Annotated in this window: 16 protein-coding genes and 1 tRNA gene; 9 read left to right on the forward strand and 8 right to left on the reverse strand. The window is 72.7% G+C overall.

Translation table 11 applies throughout. From position 1 onward, the window contains the following. Positions 1-112: 112 nt before the first annotated feature. Positions 113-955 (forward strand): maleylpyruvate isomerase family mycothiol-dependent enzyme, encoded by an 843-nt coding sequence (locus tag RBL05_RS16505; protein WP_308738564.1) that lies wholly within the window; start codon positions 113-115, stop codon positions 953-955. Positions 956-1,125: 170 nt separating this feature from the next. On the opposite strand, the gene RBL05_RS16510 is transcribed toward RBL05_RS16505, so the two are convergent. From RBL05_RS16510 to RBL05_RS16520, 3 genes are all read right to left on the reverse strand, one after another. Continuing rightward, positions 1,126-1,800 carry a Pr6Pr family membrane protein gene (locus RBL05_RS16510; RefSeq protein ID WP_308738563.1) on the reverse strand — a complete coding sequence of 225 codons (675 nt, stop codon included), beginning with the start codon at positions 1,798-1,800 and terminating at the stop codon, positions 1,126-1,128. A 149-nt stretch (positions 1,801-1,949) separates the two neighbouring features. Beyond that, on the reverse strand, positions 1,950-2,741 hold the full coding sequence (locus RBL05_RS16515; protein ID WP_308738562.1) for an NAD-dependent epimerase/dehydratase family protein: 792 nt from the start codon (positions 2,739-2,741) through the stop codon (positions 1,950-1,952). A 28-nt stretch (positions 2,742-2,769) separates the two neighbouring features. Further along, positions 2,770-3,717, reverse strand: coding sequence for a LysR family transcriptional regulator (locus RBL05_RS16520; RefSeq protein WP_308738561.1), 948 nt, complete (start codon positions 3,715-3,717; stop codon positions 2,770-2,772). A 176-nt stretch (positions 3,718-3,893) separates the two neighbouring features. Between RBL05_RS16520 and RBL05_RS16525 the strand changes: the two genes are divergently transcribed. Then, positions 3,894-5,003 carry an NADH:flavin oxidoreductase/NADH oxidase gene (locus RBL05_RS16525; protein WP_308738560.1) on the forward strand — a complete coding sequence of 370 codons (1,110 nt, stop codon included), beginning with the start codon at positions 3,894-3,896 and terminating at the stop codon, positions 5,001-5,003. Positions 5,004-5,009: 6 nt separating this feature from the next. On the opposite strand, the gene RBL05_RS16530 is transcribed toward RBL05_RS16525, so the two are convergent. From RBL05_RS16530 to RBL05_RS16540, 3 genes are all read right to left on the reverse strand, one after another. After that, on the reverse strand, positions 5,010-5,816 hold the full coding sequence (locus RBL05_RS16530; protein WP_308738559.1) for a GTP pyrophosphokinase family protein: 807 nt from the start codon (positions 5,814-5,816) through the stop codon (positions 5,010-5,012). A gap of 262 nt (positions 5,817-6,078) precedes the next feature. Further along, positions 6,079-6,276, reverse strand: a complete 198-nt coding sequence (locus RBL05_RS16535; protein ID WP_318603915.1) for a hypothetical protein — start codon at positions 6,274-6,276, stop codon at positions 6,079-6,081. A 104-nt stretch (positions 6,277-6,380) separates the two neighbouring features. Next, positions 6,381-6,456: transfer RNA gene (locus RBL05_RS16540), tRNA-His, on the reverse strand. Positions 6,457-6,620: 164 nt separating this feature from the next. On the opposite strand from RBL05_RS16540, the gene RBL05_RS16545 reads away from it, so the two are divergent. Further along, on the forward strand, positions 6,621-6,971 hold the full coding sequence (locus tag RBL05_RS16545; RefSeq protein WP_053918099.1) for an MTH1187 family thiamine-binding protein: 351 nt from the start codon (positions 6,621-6,623) through the stop codon (positions 6,969-6,971). Between the two features lie 102 nt (positions 6,972-7,073). Here the strand turns inward: RBL05_RS16545 and orn are convergent, their stop codons facing one another. After that, on the reverse strand, positions 7,074-8,975 hold the full coding sequence (gene orn, locus RBL05_RS16550; protein WP_308738557.1) for an oligoribonuclease: 1,902 nt from the start codon (positions 8,973-8,975) through the stop codon (positions 7,074-7,076). 152 nt (positions 8,976-9,127) lie between these two features. Here orn and RBL05_RS16555 point away from each other — a divergent pair, with 152 nt between their 5' ends. Then, positions 9,128-9,676: an acyl-CoA thioesterase gene (locus RBL05_RS16555; protein ID WP_308738556.1), complete on the forward strand. Its 549-nt coding sequence runs from the start codon at positions 9,128-9,130 to the stop codon at positions 9,674-9,676. Between the two features lie 61 nt (positions 9,677-9,737). After that, positions 9,738-10,595 (forward strand): SDR family oxidoreductase, encoded by an 858-nt coding sequence (locus tag RBL05_RS16560; protein ID WP_308738555.1) that lies wholly within the window; start codon positions 9,738-9,740, stop codon positions 10,593-10,595. Here the strand turns inward: RBL05_RS16560 and RBL05_RS16565 are convergent. Beyond that, a complete protein-coding gene (locus tag RBL05_RS16565) occupies positions 10,525-10,800 on the reverse strand; it encodes a hypothetical protein (protein WP_308738554.1) in 276 nt (91 codons plus the stop codon). The genes RBL05_RS16560 and RBL05_RS16565 overlap by 71 nt on opposite strands. A 270-nt stretch (positions 10,801-11,070) precedes the next feature. Between RBL05_RS16565 and RBL05_RS16570 the strand changes: the two genes are divergently transcribed. From RBL05_RS16570 to RBL05_RS16585, 4 genes are all read left to right on the forward strand, one after another. Then, positions 11,071-12,543: a S1C family serine protease gene (locus RBL05_RS16570; protein WP_308738553.1), complete on the forward strand. Its 1,473-nt coding sequence runs from the start codon at positions 11,071-11,073 to the stop codon at positions 12,541-12,543. 36 nt (positions 12,544-12,579) lie between these two features. Then, the gene (locus RBL05_RS16575) at positions 12,580-13,791 is read left to right on the forward strand and encodes a sensor histidine kinase (RefSeq protein ID WP_308738552.1); all 1,212 of its coding nucleotides are present in this window, start codon (positions 12,580-12,582) and stop codon (positions 13,789-13,791) included. Then, the gene (locus RBL05_RS16580; protein ID WP_308738551.1) at positions 13,788-14,462 is read left to right on the forward strand and encodes a response regulator transcription factor; all 675 of its coding nucleotides are present in this window, start codon (positions 13,788-13,790) and stop codon (positions 14,460-14,462) included. Before RBL05_RS16575 ends, RBL05_RS16580 begins: the two co-directional genes overlap by 4 nt. 127 nt (positions 14,463-14,589) lie before the next feature. Continuing rightward, a complete protein-coding gene (locus RBL05_RS16585) occupies positions 14,590-15,489 on the forward strand; it encodes a polyphosphate polymerase domain-containing protein (protein WP_308738550.1) in 900 nt (299 codons plus the stop codon). Positions 15,490-15,558 lie beyond the last annotated feature (69 nt).

Below are 15,558 nucleotides of genomic sequence, written 5' to 3' on the forward strand. Positions count from 1 at the left end.
CCTCGAGGGGTATCGAACTGCCTCCATTCATACCCCCAAGGGGTATGTACGTTCAAGGTCCCTGCGGGGAGACGGGGTGTCGTTCGTCACCCCGGAGTGCTTCGATGGGGTCATGAGCATCGATGCCGTCGCCCGCATCCGCGAGGAGACCGAGCGGTCCGTCGCCGCCCTCACCTCCGTCGACCCCGAGCAGAGCGTTCCCACGTGCCCCGGCTGGACCGCCGATGACCTGCTGTGGCACCTCGCCGAGGTCCACGAGTTCTGGGCGGCGATCCTCGAGTCCGGCGCGACCACCGAGGAGCAGGTCATGGCGATCGAGGAGGGCAAGGACGCTCGGCCCGCCGAGCGCGACGCCCTCCTCGCCCGCCGCGCGAGCGCGACCGAGGCGCTGCTGTCCCAGCTCGCCGCCCGCGCCGACGACGAGCCCGCCTGGTTCTGGTACTCCGCCGTCCAGGGCGTGGGGATCACCCGCCGCATGCAGACCCACGAGGCGACGATCCATCGCGTCGACGCCGAGCTCACCGCCGGTCGTTCCGTCACCCCGATCCCCAGCCCACTCGCCGCCGACGGGCTCGCCCATGTGCTCGAGGTGATGTGGCCCGCCGGCTTCGAGTGGATCCCCGACTGGGCCGAGACGCGTCCCGTCGCCGTGGTCGAGATCGCCCCCGAGAGCGGCACTGCACGGCTGCTGGAGATCAGCCGCTGGAGCGGGACCCGGCCCCGTGACGGGAAGGAGTTCGACGTCCCCGTCGGTCGCCTCCTGCCCGACGGACAGGCTCCCGGCGACCTGCCACGGGCCCGGGCCGCCGGCACCGCGCAGGCGCTGGACCTGTGGGCCTGGGGGCGTGAGCAGGCCCTCGCGCACCTGGAGGGAGAGGAGCAGCGCGTGGCCGTTCAGGGCGACTCCGCGGGCATCGCCCAGCTCGAGGCACTGATCGCCGAGGGTCACGACTGACCTCTCGATCTCCCGCTCGCCCGGCGTCTCGGCGGGGCGCACGTCCGCCGCGGAGAGCAGCGCCTTCACCAAGGTGAGCAGCTCGATCGTCGCGTGGGGGGTGGCCCGGGCAGACGTGGACCCGGCGCCGTAGTCCAGGTTCCGCTCCGACGATCGGCAGGCTCATGGCCTCACCCCGGGGAGCGCTCCAGGGAGCCGGCCGGGACCTCCTGCCTGCGCAGCCGACCCTCCGCCAGGTGCACGAGCGCCGCGAACAGGAGGAACGCGACCAGCACCATGCCGGTCGTCGCCAGCACCTGCGGCCAGGACGACGCGGTGGGGTCGAGGAAGGTGTAGGGGTACCAGCCGGTCACGGCCCCGCGCACCCAGGTCGCGACGAGATACACGATCGGATACGCCAGCCATGCCAGGACCCGCCGGGCCGACGGGGTGCGGAGCCGCGGGGTCAGGAGCCAGTCCAGCAGCGCCGCGACCGGGGCGAGACGGTGGAGCACGATCCCGGTCCAGCCGATGTCCCAGCGCAGCAGCTCGTCCAGAGGCGCGACGAGCAGCGCGTAGATGATCCCGGTCATCACGAGGTAGAACGCGGCCGCGCCGCGCAGGTCGTCCCACCACGGCGGTCGCCGTCGCCGAGACAGCACAGCCCCGGCCAGCAGCAGGAGGGCGAAGGCGAGGTTGGACTGGTTCGTGAAGAAGGAGAGGTGCTGGGCGAGGGAGCCGTCCCGGACCGCGGTGAGGGTACTGGTGAGCAGGGCCGCCAGGACGAGGAGCGCGACGGCGACCCGTGCGCCGCGGGCCGCGCGGATGGCGGTCGCCGAGCGGTCCGAGGGCGTCGGCGGCGACATCGCCGATGACTCCATCGTCGATGACGTCGTCGCCGACGACTCCGACGCGGATGATTCCGACGTCGACGGCATCGCCGTGGGTGCCGCCGACCCGGCCTGTGGGGGAGAGCGACGAGGGGCGGGAGAGGAGCGCGGCTCCTGGGCGCCGCTCATGAACCGCGCGGCCAGGAGTCCCGCACCGGGGCGCCTCCCTCGACGACGTGCTCTCTCGCGCCGGGCAGGGAGGTCCAGGCGTCGCGGGGACGGTAGCCGAGCTCGAGATGGGTGTTCGTCATCGACCAGCGGCGGTCGGGGTTGTCGGAGATGGCGTAGTAGAGCCCGAAGCGGACCTCCGCCTCGATCGCGCACCGCACCACCTCGGTGCAGTCCCTGGGGCTGAGCCACATGGCGCGCAGAATCTCCTCCTCCGCCTCGAGCGGGTCCTCGCTGAACCAGCCGATGCGCAGGCAGATCACGTCCAGCCCGTGCTCATCGTGGTAGAAGCGGCCGAGGGTCTCGCCGAAGACCTTCGAGACCCCGTACAGGGAGTCCGCCCGGGGCGGCTGATCGGGGTAGACAGGCCACAGCTCGTGGCGGTCGTACATCCCGAAGGCATGGTTCGACGAGGCCAGCACCACGCGCCGCACGCCCGCCCGGTGCGCCGCCTCGAGCACGTTGCGCACGCCGACGATGTTGGCCTCGAGCACCGCCTCCCAGCTCGACTCCGGCGAGGAGGCGCCGGCCATGTGCACGACCGTGTCGACCCCGTCCATGAGCGCCGTCACCTCCTCGAGGTCCGCGAGGTCGGCGAGGCGCAGCTCCCTCCCCGGCGGCGCCTCGTCCGGATCACGCCCGTGGAGGACGAGCTCGTAGTCATCCGGCAGTGTGCGGGCCAGATGGGAGCCGATCCCTCCGGTCGCTCCGGTGATCAGGACGCGTCGTCGATCGGTGTTCCTCGTCATGTCCCCAGTATGGGCCCCGTGGTCCTGGTCACGCAGGCGCGAGGCGCGGATGCGCCGCCGTCCGCGCCGCCTGCAGCAGTGCCTTCGCCACCTGCCCCGTCGCGGAGTTCTGCTCGGCGCCGGGGCGCTGCACGAGCAGCATCGTCGTGGTGCGCGGGCGCTCCGGCTCCTCGAGCTGCACGAGCGATCCCGAGGCGAGGTCCGCCGCGCACAGCGAGCGCGGCAGCACCGAGTAGCCGGCTCCTGCCCGCACCGCGGCGATCACGGCGTGCAGTGACGGCACCGTCAGCGCCGGGCCCACCGCCGGATGCTGCTTGCCGTAGTGGGTGCGCCAGTACCGGCGCACGACGGGCATGTCGTCGGCCGTGGAGACCAGCGGGACCGCCTCGAGTGCCGCGCAGACCGGCACGCCCTCCCCGCGCGCCTGGACGCGTCCGGCCCAGGCCGGGGCGGCGACCAGCAGATGCTCCTCCTCCGCGAGCTTCGTGACCGAGAGTGCCCGGCCGCGCGGCCGCTGGGCGGTGATCAGCAGGTCGTGCCGGCCCTCCCGCAGCTGCTCGAGCAGCTCCTCGTCCTCCCCGGTCGCCACGTGCACGCGCACCCCGCCCGCCACCAGCGGTGCGAGCGCGGGCAGCACGTGCGAGCACAGCAGCTCCGGGGGTCCTGCGAGGTGCACCGGGGCGGTGCGCCCGTCGAGCTCGCAGTTGCCGCCCGCGACCACGTCGAGATCGTCCAGCGGCCCGGAGATCCGGTCGGCGAGCTCACGGGCGAAAGCGGTGGGCTCCACCCCGCGCGGCAGGCGCTGGAAGAGCTGGCGCCCCAGCTGCTCCTCGAGGCTGCGTATCTGCGCCGTGACGGTGGGCTGGGTGAGCCCGAGCGCAGGGGCCGCCGCGGTGAAGGAGCCCGCCCGATGCACGGTGAGGAAGGTGCGCAGCAGGTTGAGGTCCTGGACGGGGGCGAGAGTGGAGGTCGTCACAGCACCGAGGGTAGCCGCGCCGATGACCTCACGACATAGGAGGAGGGATACCTCCCATAGGTCCCGCTATTGGCGTGCGCATGTCGGGTCGCACTAGCGTCGCGGACGTCGCCGCGCTCGGCGCCCCGCACGGAGCGTCGCCGGCCCGTCCGTCCCCGACCCACGGAGGCCCTTCCATGTCCCAGCACCTGCTCGCCCCGATCACCCTGCGCGACCTCACCGTCCGCAACCGCATCTGGGTGCCGCCCATGTGCCAGTACTCCGTCGCCGCCGGCGACGGCGTCGCCACCGACTACCACCTCATGCACTACGGCTCCTTCGCCCGCGGTGGCGCCGGCGCCGTGATCCTCGAGGCCACCGGCGTGGTCCCCGAGGGGCGCATCTCCCCGCAGGACCTCGGCCTGTGGGACGACGCCCAGCGCGAGGCGCTGCGCCCGATCGTCGACCTGATCCACTCCTTCGGCGCGGCGGCCGGGATCCAGCTCGCCCACGCCGGGCGCAAGGCCTCCACCGAGCCCGAGTGGGGCACCCCGCACCCCGGCGCCTCCATCGCAGGTGCCGACGGCGGCTGGGAGACCGTGGCCCCCTCCGCGATCGCCTACGACCAGCTCACGGAGCCCACCGCCCTGGACGAGGCGGGGATCGATGAGGTCGTCGAGGCCTTCGTCGCCTCCGCCGGGCGCGCCGTCGAGGCGGGCTTCGACATGATCGAGATCCACGCCGCCCACGGCTACCTGCTGCACGAGTTCCTCTCGCCGCTGAGCAACCATCGCACCGACTCCTACGGAGGCGAGCTCGCCGGCCGCGCGCGCCTCCTGCTGCGCGTCGTGGACGCGGTGCGCGGAGCGGTCCCCGCCGGCATGCCGGTGCTGGTGCGCATCTCGGCGACCGAGTGGGTCGAAGGCGGCTTCGGCCTCGACCAGGCGACCCAGGTCGTCACCTGGCTCGGCGAGCACGGCGTGGACATGGTCGACGTCTCCTCCGGCGGCAACGCCGTGCTGCCCGAGGGAACCAGCATCCCTGTCGGCCCCGGCTATCAGACCCCGCTGGCCGCGCACCTGCGCGAGCATACCGAGGTGCCGGTCTCCGCGGTCGGCATGCTCGATAACCCTTTCCAGGCCGAGCACGTCCTCGCCACCGGGCAGGCCGACGCGGTGCGCGTGGGCCGCGCCTTCCTGCGCGAGCCGAACTGGGGTCTGGACGCCGCCCTCGCCCTGCGCGGAGACGGCGAGATCATCCCGCCGCAGTACCGTCGCGCCTTCCGCCAGGGGATGCGCCGCGGCTGAGTCGGCTCAGCCGGCCGCGTCGCCGTCCGTCGGCGGCGCGGCCGGGCCGGGCCTGCCGGGGAACAGGCCGCTGCTCCCGCCGGGCGCGGCCTGCGGGCGGATCTCGCTGCGCAGCCGCTCCATCCGCTGGTCGAGCTCGTGCGCGACCCGGGCCGCGTCGTCGAGCTCGGCGCGCAGCGCGGGCGGCAGGTTCTTCTCGTACTTGTAGGAGAGCTTGTGCTCGGTGCTGGCCCAGAAGTCCATCGCGATCGTGCGGATCTGCAGCTCGACGGGCACCTGCTCCACATGGGTGGACAGGTACACCGGCACCTGCACGATCAGGTGCAGGGAGCGGTAGCCGTTGGGCTTGGGGGAGGCGATGTAGTCCTTGACGGTGAGAACCTCGAGATCGCCCTGGTCGGCGAGGATGTCCGCGATCCAGTAGGCGTCGGCGACGAAGCTCGTGGTGATGCGGATGCCGGCGATGTCGTGGATCCGCTCGCGGATCGCGCGCACCGTCATCTCGCCCTCGGTGCGCAGCGCCTTCTCCATCAGCGACTCCACCGACTTCAGCCGGGTGCGCACGTGCTCGATGGGGGAGTAGTCGTGCATCTGCTCGAACTCCTTGCGGAGGATCTCCACCTTCGTCAGCACCTCGTCGATGCCGAACTGGTAGTGCATCCGCAGCGCGATGAACTCCTCGTACACCTGCCGCAGCCCCGCGGTGATCTCCTCCTGCTCCGCCGGGGTGGGCATGCGGCCCTCGGTGCGCGCGGTGACCAGCTCGCGGACCCTGCGCTCGGCGGGATCCTGCGGTGACGGTGCTGCGTCCATGCGTCGACTCTCCTCGCGGATGCTGGTGCGGGGAGCCAATCCTGCCAGGGAGCCCTGGGTGTGACGTGGACGCGCGCCGCCGACGGACGCGACAGGCCCCGGGGGCCGGGCCTGCGGCCGGGCCGACGAGCCGGCGCCCGTCAAACTCCGGGCTCAGGCTCGCCGCTCCCGCTCCCGCCACCACGCGGCGGTCTCCACCAGGGAGCTGAAGGTGAACACGTGCGGGGCGACCAGGCCCGGCACCGGCGCGGCCTCGAGCGCATCAGCCACCCGCGGCGGCCTCCCCGGCGAGCGCCGCGACATCGGCCTTCGGCTGTTCCTCGGCCGGGTCGATGAACGGCTTCGGCGCCACGACCACGCCCACAGGGGACGACCCGTCCGACTCCTCATCGACCACGACGACGTCCTCGCCGCCGACCTCGACACCGGCACCGTCCCCGCCGAGTTCACCATCGACCACACCCGCGGCTACCAGCCAAAGAAGCAGGGCCCCGGAGAAAACCGGGGCCCTGCTTCGTGAACCATGTCCCGAGACATCTGCGAACGATGTCCCGAGACTTCACATGGGGTGGACGACGGGACTTGAACCCGCGACCACCGCGACCACAACGCGGTGCTCTACCAACTGAGCTACGCCCACCATGTGCGACCTGACGGCCTGCAACGAGAGTTAAGCATACCTGCTCCGAGGGGTGGTTTCCTCACGTGAGCGGGTGCCAGCGGTGTGAGACGCATTGCATCGGCCTCCGGGCTCGTGCTGGGCCCACGTTGTCCTGTCGCGGTCAGCGGGGAGACACTGGCCCCATGATCGTCGCCTTCTCCGTCCAGCCCACCGGCACGCCCTCCGACCCGGCCCTCGCCCGCGACCTCGAGGAAGGGGCCGACGCCGCGAGCGTGCACGACGCGGTCGCCGCCGCGGTGCGGGTCGTGCGCGACTCCGGCCTGCCCACCCGCACCTCCTCGATGTTCACCGAGATCGAGGGGGAGTGGGGAGAGGTCATGGAGGTCGTGCGGCGCGCGACCGAGGAGGCGGGCCGCTACGGCTCGCGCGTCTCGCTCGTGCTCAAGGCCGACATCCGCCCCGGCCACGACGGCGAGCTCGACGGGAAGGTCGAGCGCATGGAGGCCGCCGTCGAGCGGCTCGAGCGGAGCTGAACCCCCGAGTCCTTCATCAGCGCGGCCCGAGCCGCCCCGGACTTGACGACGCCGCCGGTGCAGCACCGGCGGCGTCGTCATGTCACGGGCGGGGACACCTGCTCAGAGGTCGCCGTCCAGCAGCCCGTCGCGCAGCGCGGCCGACAGCGCCGGTGCGACCGGCAGGCGCGGGATCAGCACGCACTGCAGCGCGTGGTAGATGTCGGGCTTGCCCGGCCAGGTCACGCCATGCGGCTCGTTCGCGGCGTCGAGCTCGTGGAACCACGAGCCCTCCTCGGGGTCGAGCAGGTAGGTGGAGATGTACTCCCACCACTGCTCGTAGCGCTCGGACCAGACGCGATCCCCGGTCACCCGGTGCATCACGGCGGCCGCGGCGACGGCCTCCGCCGCCACCCAGTGCATCCGCTCGGAGGAGACGGGCGCGCCGTCCCAGTCCACGGTGTAGACCCAGCCGGGCTTCCCGTCGGCGCCGAAGGCCGCGGCGGACTTCTCCATCAGGGCGGTCGCGGCCTCGAGCATCCACTCCGGCGCCTCGCCGTCCAGCGCGATGAGGGAGGCGCGGGCCTGGAGCACCAGGCGGGACCACTCGATCCAGTGCCCGATCGTGGCGCCGTAGGGGCGGAACGGGTGGGCGGGCTGGTCGCGGTTGTAGTCGAGCAGCGGCGACCACTCCACGTCGAAGTGCTCGGGCAGCGCCCAGTCGTTGGCGCGCGCGAACTCGTCGATCGCCCGGGTCGCGATGCCGACGGCACGGTCCAGCCAGCGCCGCTGCCCGGTCACGTCGGCCGCGGCCAGCAGTGCCTCGACCGTGTGCATGTTCGCGTTGATCCCGCGGTACTCCTCGCACTCGGAGAAGCTGCGGTCGAAGGTGTCCACGCTCATCCCGGAGCGCTCGTCGAAGAACTTCGTATCGAGCACGGCGAGCGCCTCGTCCAGCAGCTGCTTCGCACCGGGCCGGCCGGCGGCGGTCGCGGAGGAGGCGGCGAGGACCACGAAGGCGTGGGCGTAGGCCTGCTTGGAGTCGTCCACGGTGCGGCCGCCCTCGACCGAGGCGAACCAGCCGCCGTGCTCGTCGTCGTGGAAGACGCCGCGCAGGGAGGCGATGCCGTGGTCGGCGAAGCGGCCGAAGTCCGGGCGGCCCAGCAGGTGGCCGAGCGCGAAGGCGTGGGTCATCCGGCAGGTGATCCACAGCTCGGAGGGGCGGGAGAGGTCCGGGGCGCCGGTCTCGTCCAGCCAGGCGAAGCCGCCGTCCTCCCGCACCGATTCGGAGCCGAAGACGAGCAGCTCGTCGGCCTCGCCCTCGAGCCAGCTGCGGTGCGAGGCGCGGTCCAGCCAGGGCACGTGCGGGGCGGGCGCGGGCAGAGCCGGCGCGGTCTCGGCGGCCTCGCGCAGTTCGAAGCGGCGCGCGGCCTCCTGGGCCTGGGCGGTGGTGGGGCCGGGCTCGGGGACCAGCAGCACCTCGCGGTAGTACTTCAGCTCCTGGATCGACTCGCGGATGTCGGCGAGGGCGCGGTGGCCGCCGTGCTTGGCGGGGATGTTGTAGTAGACGCGGGGGAACCAGCGCTTGGCCAGCTCCTTCAGGCTCGAGACGTCGATGGTGCGATAGGAGAGCCAGCCGGCGAACTCGGGCACGTCGCGGTCCAGGAACACGCGGTCGGTGCCGACGCTGTTGCCCGCCAGCGGCGCCTTCCCCGGCTCGGGGCAGTGCTCCTTGACGTAGGCGAGGCACTGCGCCTCCGCCTCGGCGAGGGTCATGCCGCCGTCGAGCTCCTCGAGCAGGCCGGAGACGGTGTGCATGTTCACCACGAAGGGATCCATGCCCTGCAGCGCCTCGGCCGGGGGCCTGATCACGACGTCGACGCCGTCCCCGAGGATGTTCAGATCGGCGTCGGTCACGAGGACGGCGATCTCGACCAGCGCATCACGCTGCTTGTCGAGCCCGGTCATCTCGCAGTCGACCCAGATGATGCGGTCGTTGATGGCACGAGTGGAGCTGGAGGTCACCGGACAACAGTAGCGCGAGCCCTCTCGCCCCTGGGCGGGACTGCCGGGGAGTGCCCGCGCGGGCTGGGGTGCGGCTCGACGACGACCGCACGTTACTCTGTGGTCATCAGGCCTCGAGGACGAGCCGACGAGTGCCCCGGGAGGGAGCCGCCATGAACATGTACCTCCGCATGCTGCTGTTCTTCCTGCGCGTGCGCGGGAAGTCGCCGCTCGGCATCTGGGACACCTCCCATGCGAGCTTCCGCGTGAACCTCGCCGATCTCGACGTGCAGCGCCACATGAACAACGGCCGCTACCTCTCGATCATGGATCTGGGCCGCATGGACCTCATGCTCCGCTCCGGATTCTGGAAGCGGATCACCGACGCCGGCTGGTATCCGGTGGTGGCCGGACAGACCATCACCTACCGCAAGTCCCTCACGCTCGGGCAGAAGTTCGACCTCGCCACCCGCGTGATCGGCCACGACGAGCGCTGGATCTACATGGAGCAGGTGTTCCGCCGCGGCGACGCCGTGATCGCCGACGCCGTGATCCGGGCGCGCTTCCTGCGCAGGTCCGGCGGCTCCGTCGACGTCAGCGAGGTGCTCGAGCTGGTCGGGCAGCCGCCCGCGGACCTCGTGCTGCCGGACTGGGTCGCGGACTGGAACCGCGACAGCTCAGCGCACAGCCGTGCGCTGAGAGACGCGGGCCGCGGCCGCTGAGCCGCCGGCCCCGGCGCGGCAGCAGGCCGAACCGGGCCGGGACGACGAGAGAGGGTGCACGATGAGCCGACGACGGCCCCGGGCGGGCCTCGCCCTGCGCGGCGCACGAGTGCTGATCACGGGCGGCGGCAGCGGCATCGGCCGCCTCATGGCGCTCGAGGCCGCCCGCCGCGGCGCGGCCGAGGTGATCCTCTGGGACCTCTCCGAGGAGCGGGCGTCCGCGGTCGCGGGCGAGATCGGCCGCAGCGGCGGCTCGGCGAGCACCGCCGTCGTCGACGTCTCCGACCGGACCGCCGTCGCGGAGGCCGCGGAGCGCACCGGCGCGATCGACGTGCTGATCAACAACGCGGGCATCGTCACCGGTGCGGATCTGCTCGACGCCGCCGACGAGCAGATCCGGCGCACCTTCGACGTCAACACGCTCGCGCTGTACTGGACCACCCGCGCCTTCCTGCCTGCCATGCGCGACCGGGACCGGGGCGTCGTGGTCACGATCGGCAGCGCCGCCGGACTCCTCGGCATCGCGAGGCAGACCGACTACTCCGCCAGCAAGTTCGCCGCGTTCGGCTTCACCGAGTCGCTGCGCAACGAGCTGCGCGCCCGCGGCAGCCGGGTGAGCACGCTCATCGTCGCCCCGTACTACATCGACACCGGCATGTTCGCGGGCGTGACCACGAGGTTCCCCCGCCTGCTGCCGATCCTGCACGAGCAGGAGGTCACGCTGCGGATCCTCGATGCGATCGAAGCGGGGGAGGAGCAGCTGATCATGCCGCGCACGGCACGGTTCATGCCCGGCGCACGCATCCTGCCGGTGAGGGCCTTCGACCGTGTGATGGACTTCTTCGGGGTCATCCGCTCGATGGACGACTTCGTCGGGCGTCGGGGTCCCGACGACGGCGGAGCTCCTCGACGAGGCTGATCACCAGCAGGATCACCACGACGGTCAGCAGGATCCACTGCTCGAACGGGATCGCGAGCACGCCGGCGACCCCGAGCGCGGCGAGATAGACGATGTTCAGCACCCGCAGCGAGACGCCCAGCAGCCGTGCGCCGAACGGGGTGCGTGCCAGCCGCAGCAGGATCAGCAGCGCGATCGCGCCGAGGCTCAGCACCTTGAGGATCATCGGGTCTCCTGGTCGAGGGGTGCGCGGCGAGGCGGAGGGCCGCGCAGGGACCTGCGCCACGCTACCCGTCACGTCAGGGGCGCCGCTGAGGGGACGGGGCGCGCCCGGACGGGGAGGAACGCTCCGGCGCAGGGATGGCTCCTCGCGGGGCCGCCCGGGATACCGCGGACGCAGTACGCGGATGCCGCACCCGGGGGACGACATCGCCGCGGGGACGGGCGAGGCTCGAGGCGTATACGGCGAGCGCGAGCAGAGGACAGAGGACCCGCCATGACCCAGCCTTCCGGCCCCCGCAACCCCCACCCCCTGACTTCGCGGTGGCAGGACAGCACCGAGGTGCTGCCTCCGATGGGCGCCCAGGCCGGCGCCGTACCGGGCACCGCGTCGAGCACCGTTCCGAACGCTGCTCCGCCGGTCGGCCCGACCACCGGCGCACAGGGCTTCGGCGGGGTCGCCGCTGCTCCCACGTCGGCCGCCGCCGCACCCACCGCTGCCGCGCCCGCCGCCCCCCGCGGGGTCTCGCGACGCCTGCTGCTCGCGGCTACCGCGGTCTCCGCCCTCGCCGGCGGGGCGGTCGCCGCCGGGGCCGTGACCGTGCTCGACACCGCCGCAGAGGGAACCGGTACCGCCTCGAGCGGGCTGTCGAGCTCCGGCAGCGCCGCGGGCACCGCCCGCACGGCCGCCGCCGGCTCGATCTCCGATGCCGCCGAGTCCGCCTCCCGCTCCGTCGTCACCCTCTCGGTGAGCAGCACCGCGGCCTCCGGCAGCGGCTCGGGCATCGTCCTGGACGCCGAGGGACACGTCCTCACCAACAACCACGTGGTCACCCTCGGCGGCGAGGCCTCCGACCCGGAGATCTCCGTGCGCCTGGCCGACGGGACCGTCACCGGCGCGAGGGTGGTCGGCGCTGACGTGCTCAGCGACCTCGCCGTCCTCTCCCTCGACGAGCCCGGCGAGCTCGAGCCCATGCCGCTGGGCAGCTCCGCCGCTCTGCTCGTCGGCGACGCCACCATCGCCATCGGCGCCCCGCTGGGCCTGGACGGCACGGTCACCACCGGCATCGTCTCCGCCCTGGACCGGACCATCTCGATCGCCTCCTCCGAGGTACCCGAGGAGCAGCAGAGCACCGCCCCCGGCCAGGACGGCGAGCGCTTCGAGTTCGCCCCGCCGGGCCAGCAGTCCCCGCAGGACGGGTTGTCTCCGCAGGACCAGCAGTCCCCGCAGACACAGCAGACCAGCACCCAGAGCTACATCCACCTGCGCGTCATCCAGACCGACGCGGCGATCAACCAGGGCAACTCCGGCGGCGCGCTCGTGAACGGCGCCGGCGAGCTGATCGGGGTCAACGTCGCGATCGCCTCGACCTCGACCGACGAGGAGGGGGCCGGCTCCATCGGCGTCGGCTTCGCGATTCCCGCCGACCGGGCCCGCGACGTCGCCTCCCAGCTGCTGGAGGACGGGGAGGTCTCCCACGGACTGCTCGGCGTGCAGGTCGCCGACTCCGGCGACGTGGAGGGCTTCACCAGCGGCGCCGAGGTCCAGCAGGTCGAGCAGGGCAGCGGTGCGGAGGACGCGGGCCTCGCCGCCGGGGACGTGATCACCGCCGTCGAGGGGCATGCCACCTCCGACGGTGCCGCGCTGACCGCCGTGGTCCGCGAGCACCCGGCCGGGGACACGGTCTCCCTCACAGTGCTCCGCGACGGCGAGGAGCAGCAGATCGATGTCACCCTCGGCGACTCCTGAGAGGGGCGGGCACGTCACGGACCGCACAATGGGGTCATGAACGCTCCCGTGCAGCCCGTGCCGCCGCCCGGCGGGCCGTCGGCCCGGGGCGAGTCGCCGCGGCGGCTGCCGGACTGGGCGCTCGACCTGGTCGCGATGGCCGTGGTGCTGCTGACCGGTCTGTTCCCGGTTCCGCGCCTGCCCTTCCCGGAGCCGTCGGTGCTCGTGTGGATCCCCGTGACGGCCGTGGTCGCGGCGCTCGCCCTGCTGTTGCGCCGCCGGCTGCCGGTGACGGCGCTGGCGATCACGCTGCTGGCCTATGGGGCGACGGTGCTGCTGCACATGCCGATGCTCGGCCCGGGGATCGCCGCGATCATCGCCGCCTATGCGATGGCCGGCCGGGTCCCGCGCGGCGCCGCGCTGGTCGGCGGCGGCCTCGCCGCGGTCGTGGTCGCGCTGCTGAGCCTGAGGACCGTTCCGGAGCTGACCGTCGACCCGCGGGTGTTCCAGGTCGCGGCCGCGCTCGCCGTCGCGGTTGCCCTCGGGGACAGCGCCCGCTCCCGCCGCGAGTACCTCGCCGCCGTCACCGAGCGAGCCGAGCGGGCCGAGCGCGGCCGCGAGGTCGAGGCTCGGCGCCGCGTCGCCGAGGAGAGGCTGCGGATCGCACGCGACCTCCACGACACGGTCGCGCACCGCATCTCCGTGATCAGCCTCAACGCCGGTGTCGCCTCCCAAGCGCTCGAGAGCCGGCCCGAGAAGGCGCGGGAGGCGCTGGGCACGATCCGCAGCGCCTCCCGCGGCGTGCTCTCCGAGATCAGCGACCTGCTCACCCATCTGCGCTCCGAGGAGGACCCCGACGCCAGGACCCGTCCGCAATGGGGGATGGGAGATCTGCCCGAGCTGGTCGCGCGCATGGAGGCGGCCGGGCTCGCGGTCGACCTGCGCGTGGACGGGGACCTCGAGCGGGTGGACGGCACCGCGGGCCAGGTCGGCTACCGGGTGGTGCAGGAGGGGCTGACCAATGCGCACAAGCACGGCCGACGCCGCGGGGCGCGGGTGCGCATCGCCGTCGGCGCCGCCGCGCTGCGGATCGAGATCCTGAACCAGGTCGCCCCCGCGTCGGAGGGCGACGTCCCGGGCGACCAGCTGGGCCTGCTCGGGATCCGCGAACGCGTCGCCTCCGCCGGCGGCACCGTCGAGGCCGGTCTCGACGGCATCGACTTCCGGCTGCTCGTGGAGCTGCCGATCGCCGAGAGGAGGCGGGGATGATCACGGTCCTCATCGCCGACGACCAGCCGCTGATCCGCCAGGCGGTGGGGGACATCCTCGCCGACCAGGCCGGCATCACGGTGGTCGGGCACGCGGTCGACGGCGCCCAGGCCGTGGACCTCACCGCCGAGCTGCGCCCCGACGTGGTGCTCATGGACATCCGGATGCCGGGCACGGACGGGATCGAGGCGACCGCGGCGCTGTGCGCCGACCCGGCCAACGCCGAGACGCGCGTGCTGATCCTGACCACCTTCGAGGAGGACGAGTACGTGCTGCAGGCGCTGCGCGCCGGGGCCAGCGGGTTCCTCGGCAAGGGTGCCGAGCCCGAGGACATCGTCCGCGCCGTGCGCGCCGTCCATGCCGGGGACGCACTGCTCTCCGCCGCGGCGACCCGCGGCCTGATCACCCGCTTCGTGCTTGGCGGGGAGGCGGAGCGGAGGCCCGCGCCGAGGCCCGCCCCCGAGCTGTCGCTGCTCACCGAGCGGGAGCGGGAGGTGCTGCTCCAGGTGGCCCGCGGCCGCTCGAACCAGGAGATCGCCGAGGATCTGTTCATCTCTCCGCACACGGCGAAGACCCACATGAACCGGATCATGGCCAAGGTCCACGCGCACGACCGCGCCCAGCTGGTGATCCTCGCCTACGAGAGCGGGATGCTGGTCCCCGGGGAGTGAGCACCCCCGTGACCTGCGGTCTACCGCGGACGCGGTAGTCAGGATTGCCGCGGCAGGGCGACGCGGAGCGGGCGCTCGACGCGAAGGATGAGGGGTACCGCAGACCCCCACCCGACGAGGAGAGACCGTGTTCTCCGCCCGCCCCCGACGGGCCGCTCGCAGGACGGCGGTGCCGCGCCAGGCACCGACCGCCGGCGACGCCGGCCACCGCCTCCGCGCCCCAGGCGCGCTCCACGCCTTCAACCGCTTCGAGCTGAAGTACCTCGTGCCCCGCACCCAGCTCGAGGCGATCCGCGAGGAGCTGACCGAGCGAATGGACCCCGACCCCTTTGCCGGCTCGGACGGCTACGGGGTGTGGAGCGTCTACTACGACACCGCCCAGCTGCGCTTCTACCGCGAGAAGATCGAGGGCCTGAAGTTCCGGCGCAAGCTGCGCATCCGCCGCTATGGGGAGAACACGGGCGAGATCGACGCCGGCGCTCCGGTCTCCGTGGAGATCAAGCAGCGCGTCAACCGGGTCACTCAGAAGCGCCGGGTCATGCTGCCCTATGAGCAGGCGCTCGACCTCTGCGACCGGCGGGAGCATCTCGAGCTCCCCGGCGGCGACCAGGCCTTCGTCGACGAGGTCCTCGACCTCGTGGTGCGCCTCGACCTGCGCGCGACTGCGATGACGGGCTACCGCCGCGAGCCGTTCGTCGGGGTCGGGGCCGATCTCGGTCTGCGCGTCACCCTCGATCATCGCGTGCTGGGCCGCGACCGGGACTTCGACCTGCGCGCGAAGGCCGAGAACCGGTTCATCATCCGTCCCGACCTCGCCGTGCTCGAGGTGAAGGTCGACGAGCGCGCACCGTACTGGGTCACCGACATGGCAGCCCGGCACGGGCTGCAGATCCAGCGCATCTCGAAGTACTGCCAGAGCGTCGAGGCCCACGGACTCGCGCCCCGCTCGGTCTTCCACGTCCCCGACGACGGCCACGTCGACCTCTCGGAGCGCCTCGACGCTCCCACGGAGCACGCCCGCACCTGACCCGGCCCCGCGCCCCGACACGACGGCGGCCTCTCACGCACCACCCACCCACCTACGACGGATTCACAG

Origin of the sequence: Brachybacterium sp. GU-2 (genome assembly GCF_030866705.2) — a bacterium.
Lineage (GTDB): Bacteria > Actinomycetota > Actinomycetes > Actinomycetales > Dermabacteraceae > Brachybacterium > Brachybacterium conglomeratum.

Coding starts and splice junctions, on each gene's coding strand:
- RBL05_RS16505 (WP_308738564.1), top strand. CDS start 113: ATGAGCATCGATGCCGTCGCCCGCATCCGCGAGGAGACCGAGCGGTCC.
- RBL05_RS16510 (WP_308738563.1), bottom strand. CDS start 1,800: ATGTCGCCGCCGACGCCCTCGGACCGCTCGGCGACCGCCATCCGCGCG.
- RBL05_RS16515 (WP_308738562.1), bottom strand. CDS start 2,741: ATGACGAGGAACACCGATCGACGACGCGTCCTGATCACCGGAGCGACC.
- RBL05_RS16525 (WP_308738560.1), top strand. CDS start 3,894: ATGTCCCAGCACCTGCTCGCCCCGATCACCCTGCGCGACCTCACCGTC.
- RBL05_RS16530 (WP_308738559.1), bottom strand. CDS start 5,816: ATGGACGCAGCACCGTCACCGCAGGATCCCGCCGAGCGCAGGGTCCGC.
- RBL05_RS16545 (WP_053918099.1), top strand. CDS start 6,621: ATGATCGTCGCCTTCTCCGTCCAGCCCACCGGCACGCCCTCCGACCCG.
- RBL05_RS16555 (WP_308738556.1), top strand. CDS start 9,128: ATGAACATGTACCTCCGCATGCTGCTGTTCTTCCTGCGCGTGCGCGGG.
- RBL05_RS16560 (WP_308738555.1), top strand. CDS start 9,738: ATGAGCCGACGACGGCCCCGGGCGGGCCTCGCCCTGCGCGGCGCACGA.
- RBL05_RS16565 (WP_308738554.1), bottom strand. CDS start 10,800: ATGATCCTCAAGGTGCTGAGCCTCGGCGCGATCGCGCTGCTGATCCTG.
- RBL05_RS16570 (WP_308738553.1), top strand. CDS start 11,071: ATGACCCAGCCTTCCGGCCCCCGCAACCCCCACCCCCTGACTTCGCGG.
- RBL05_RS16575 (WP_308738552.1), top strand. CDS start 12,580: ATGAACGCTCCCGTGCAGCCCGTGCCGCCGCCCGGCGGGCCGTCGGCC.
- RBL05_RS16580 (WP_308738551.1), top strand. CDS start 13,788: ATGATCACGGTCCTCATCGCCGACGACCAGCCGCTGATCCGCCAGGCG.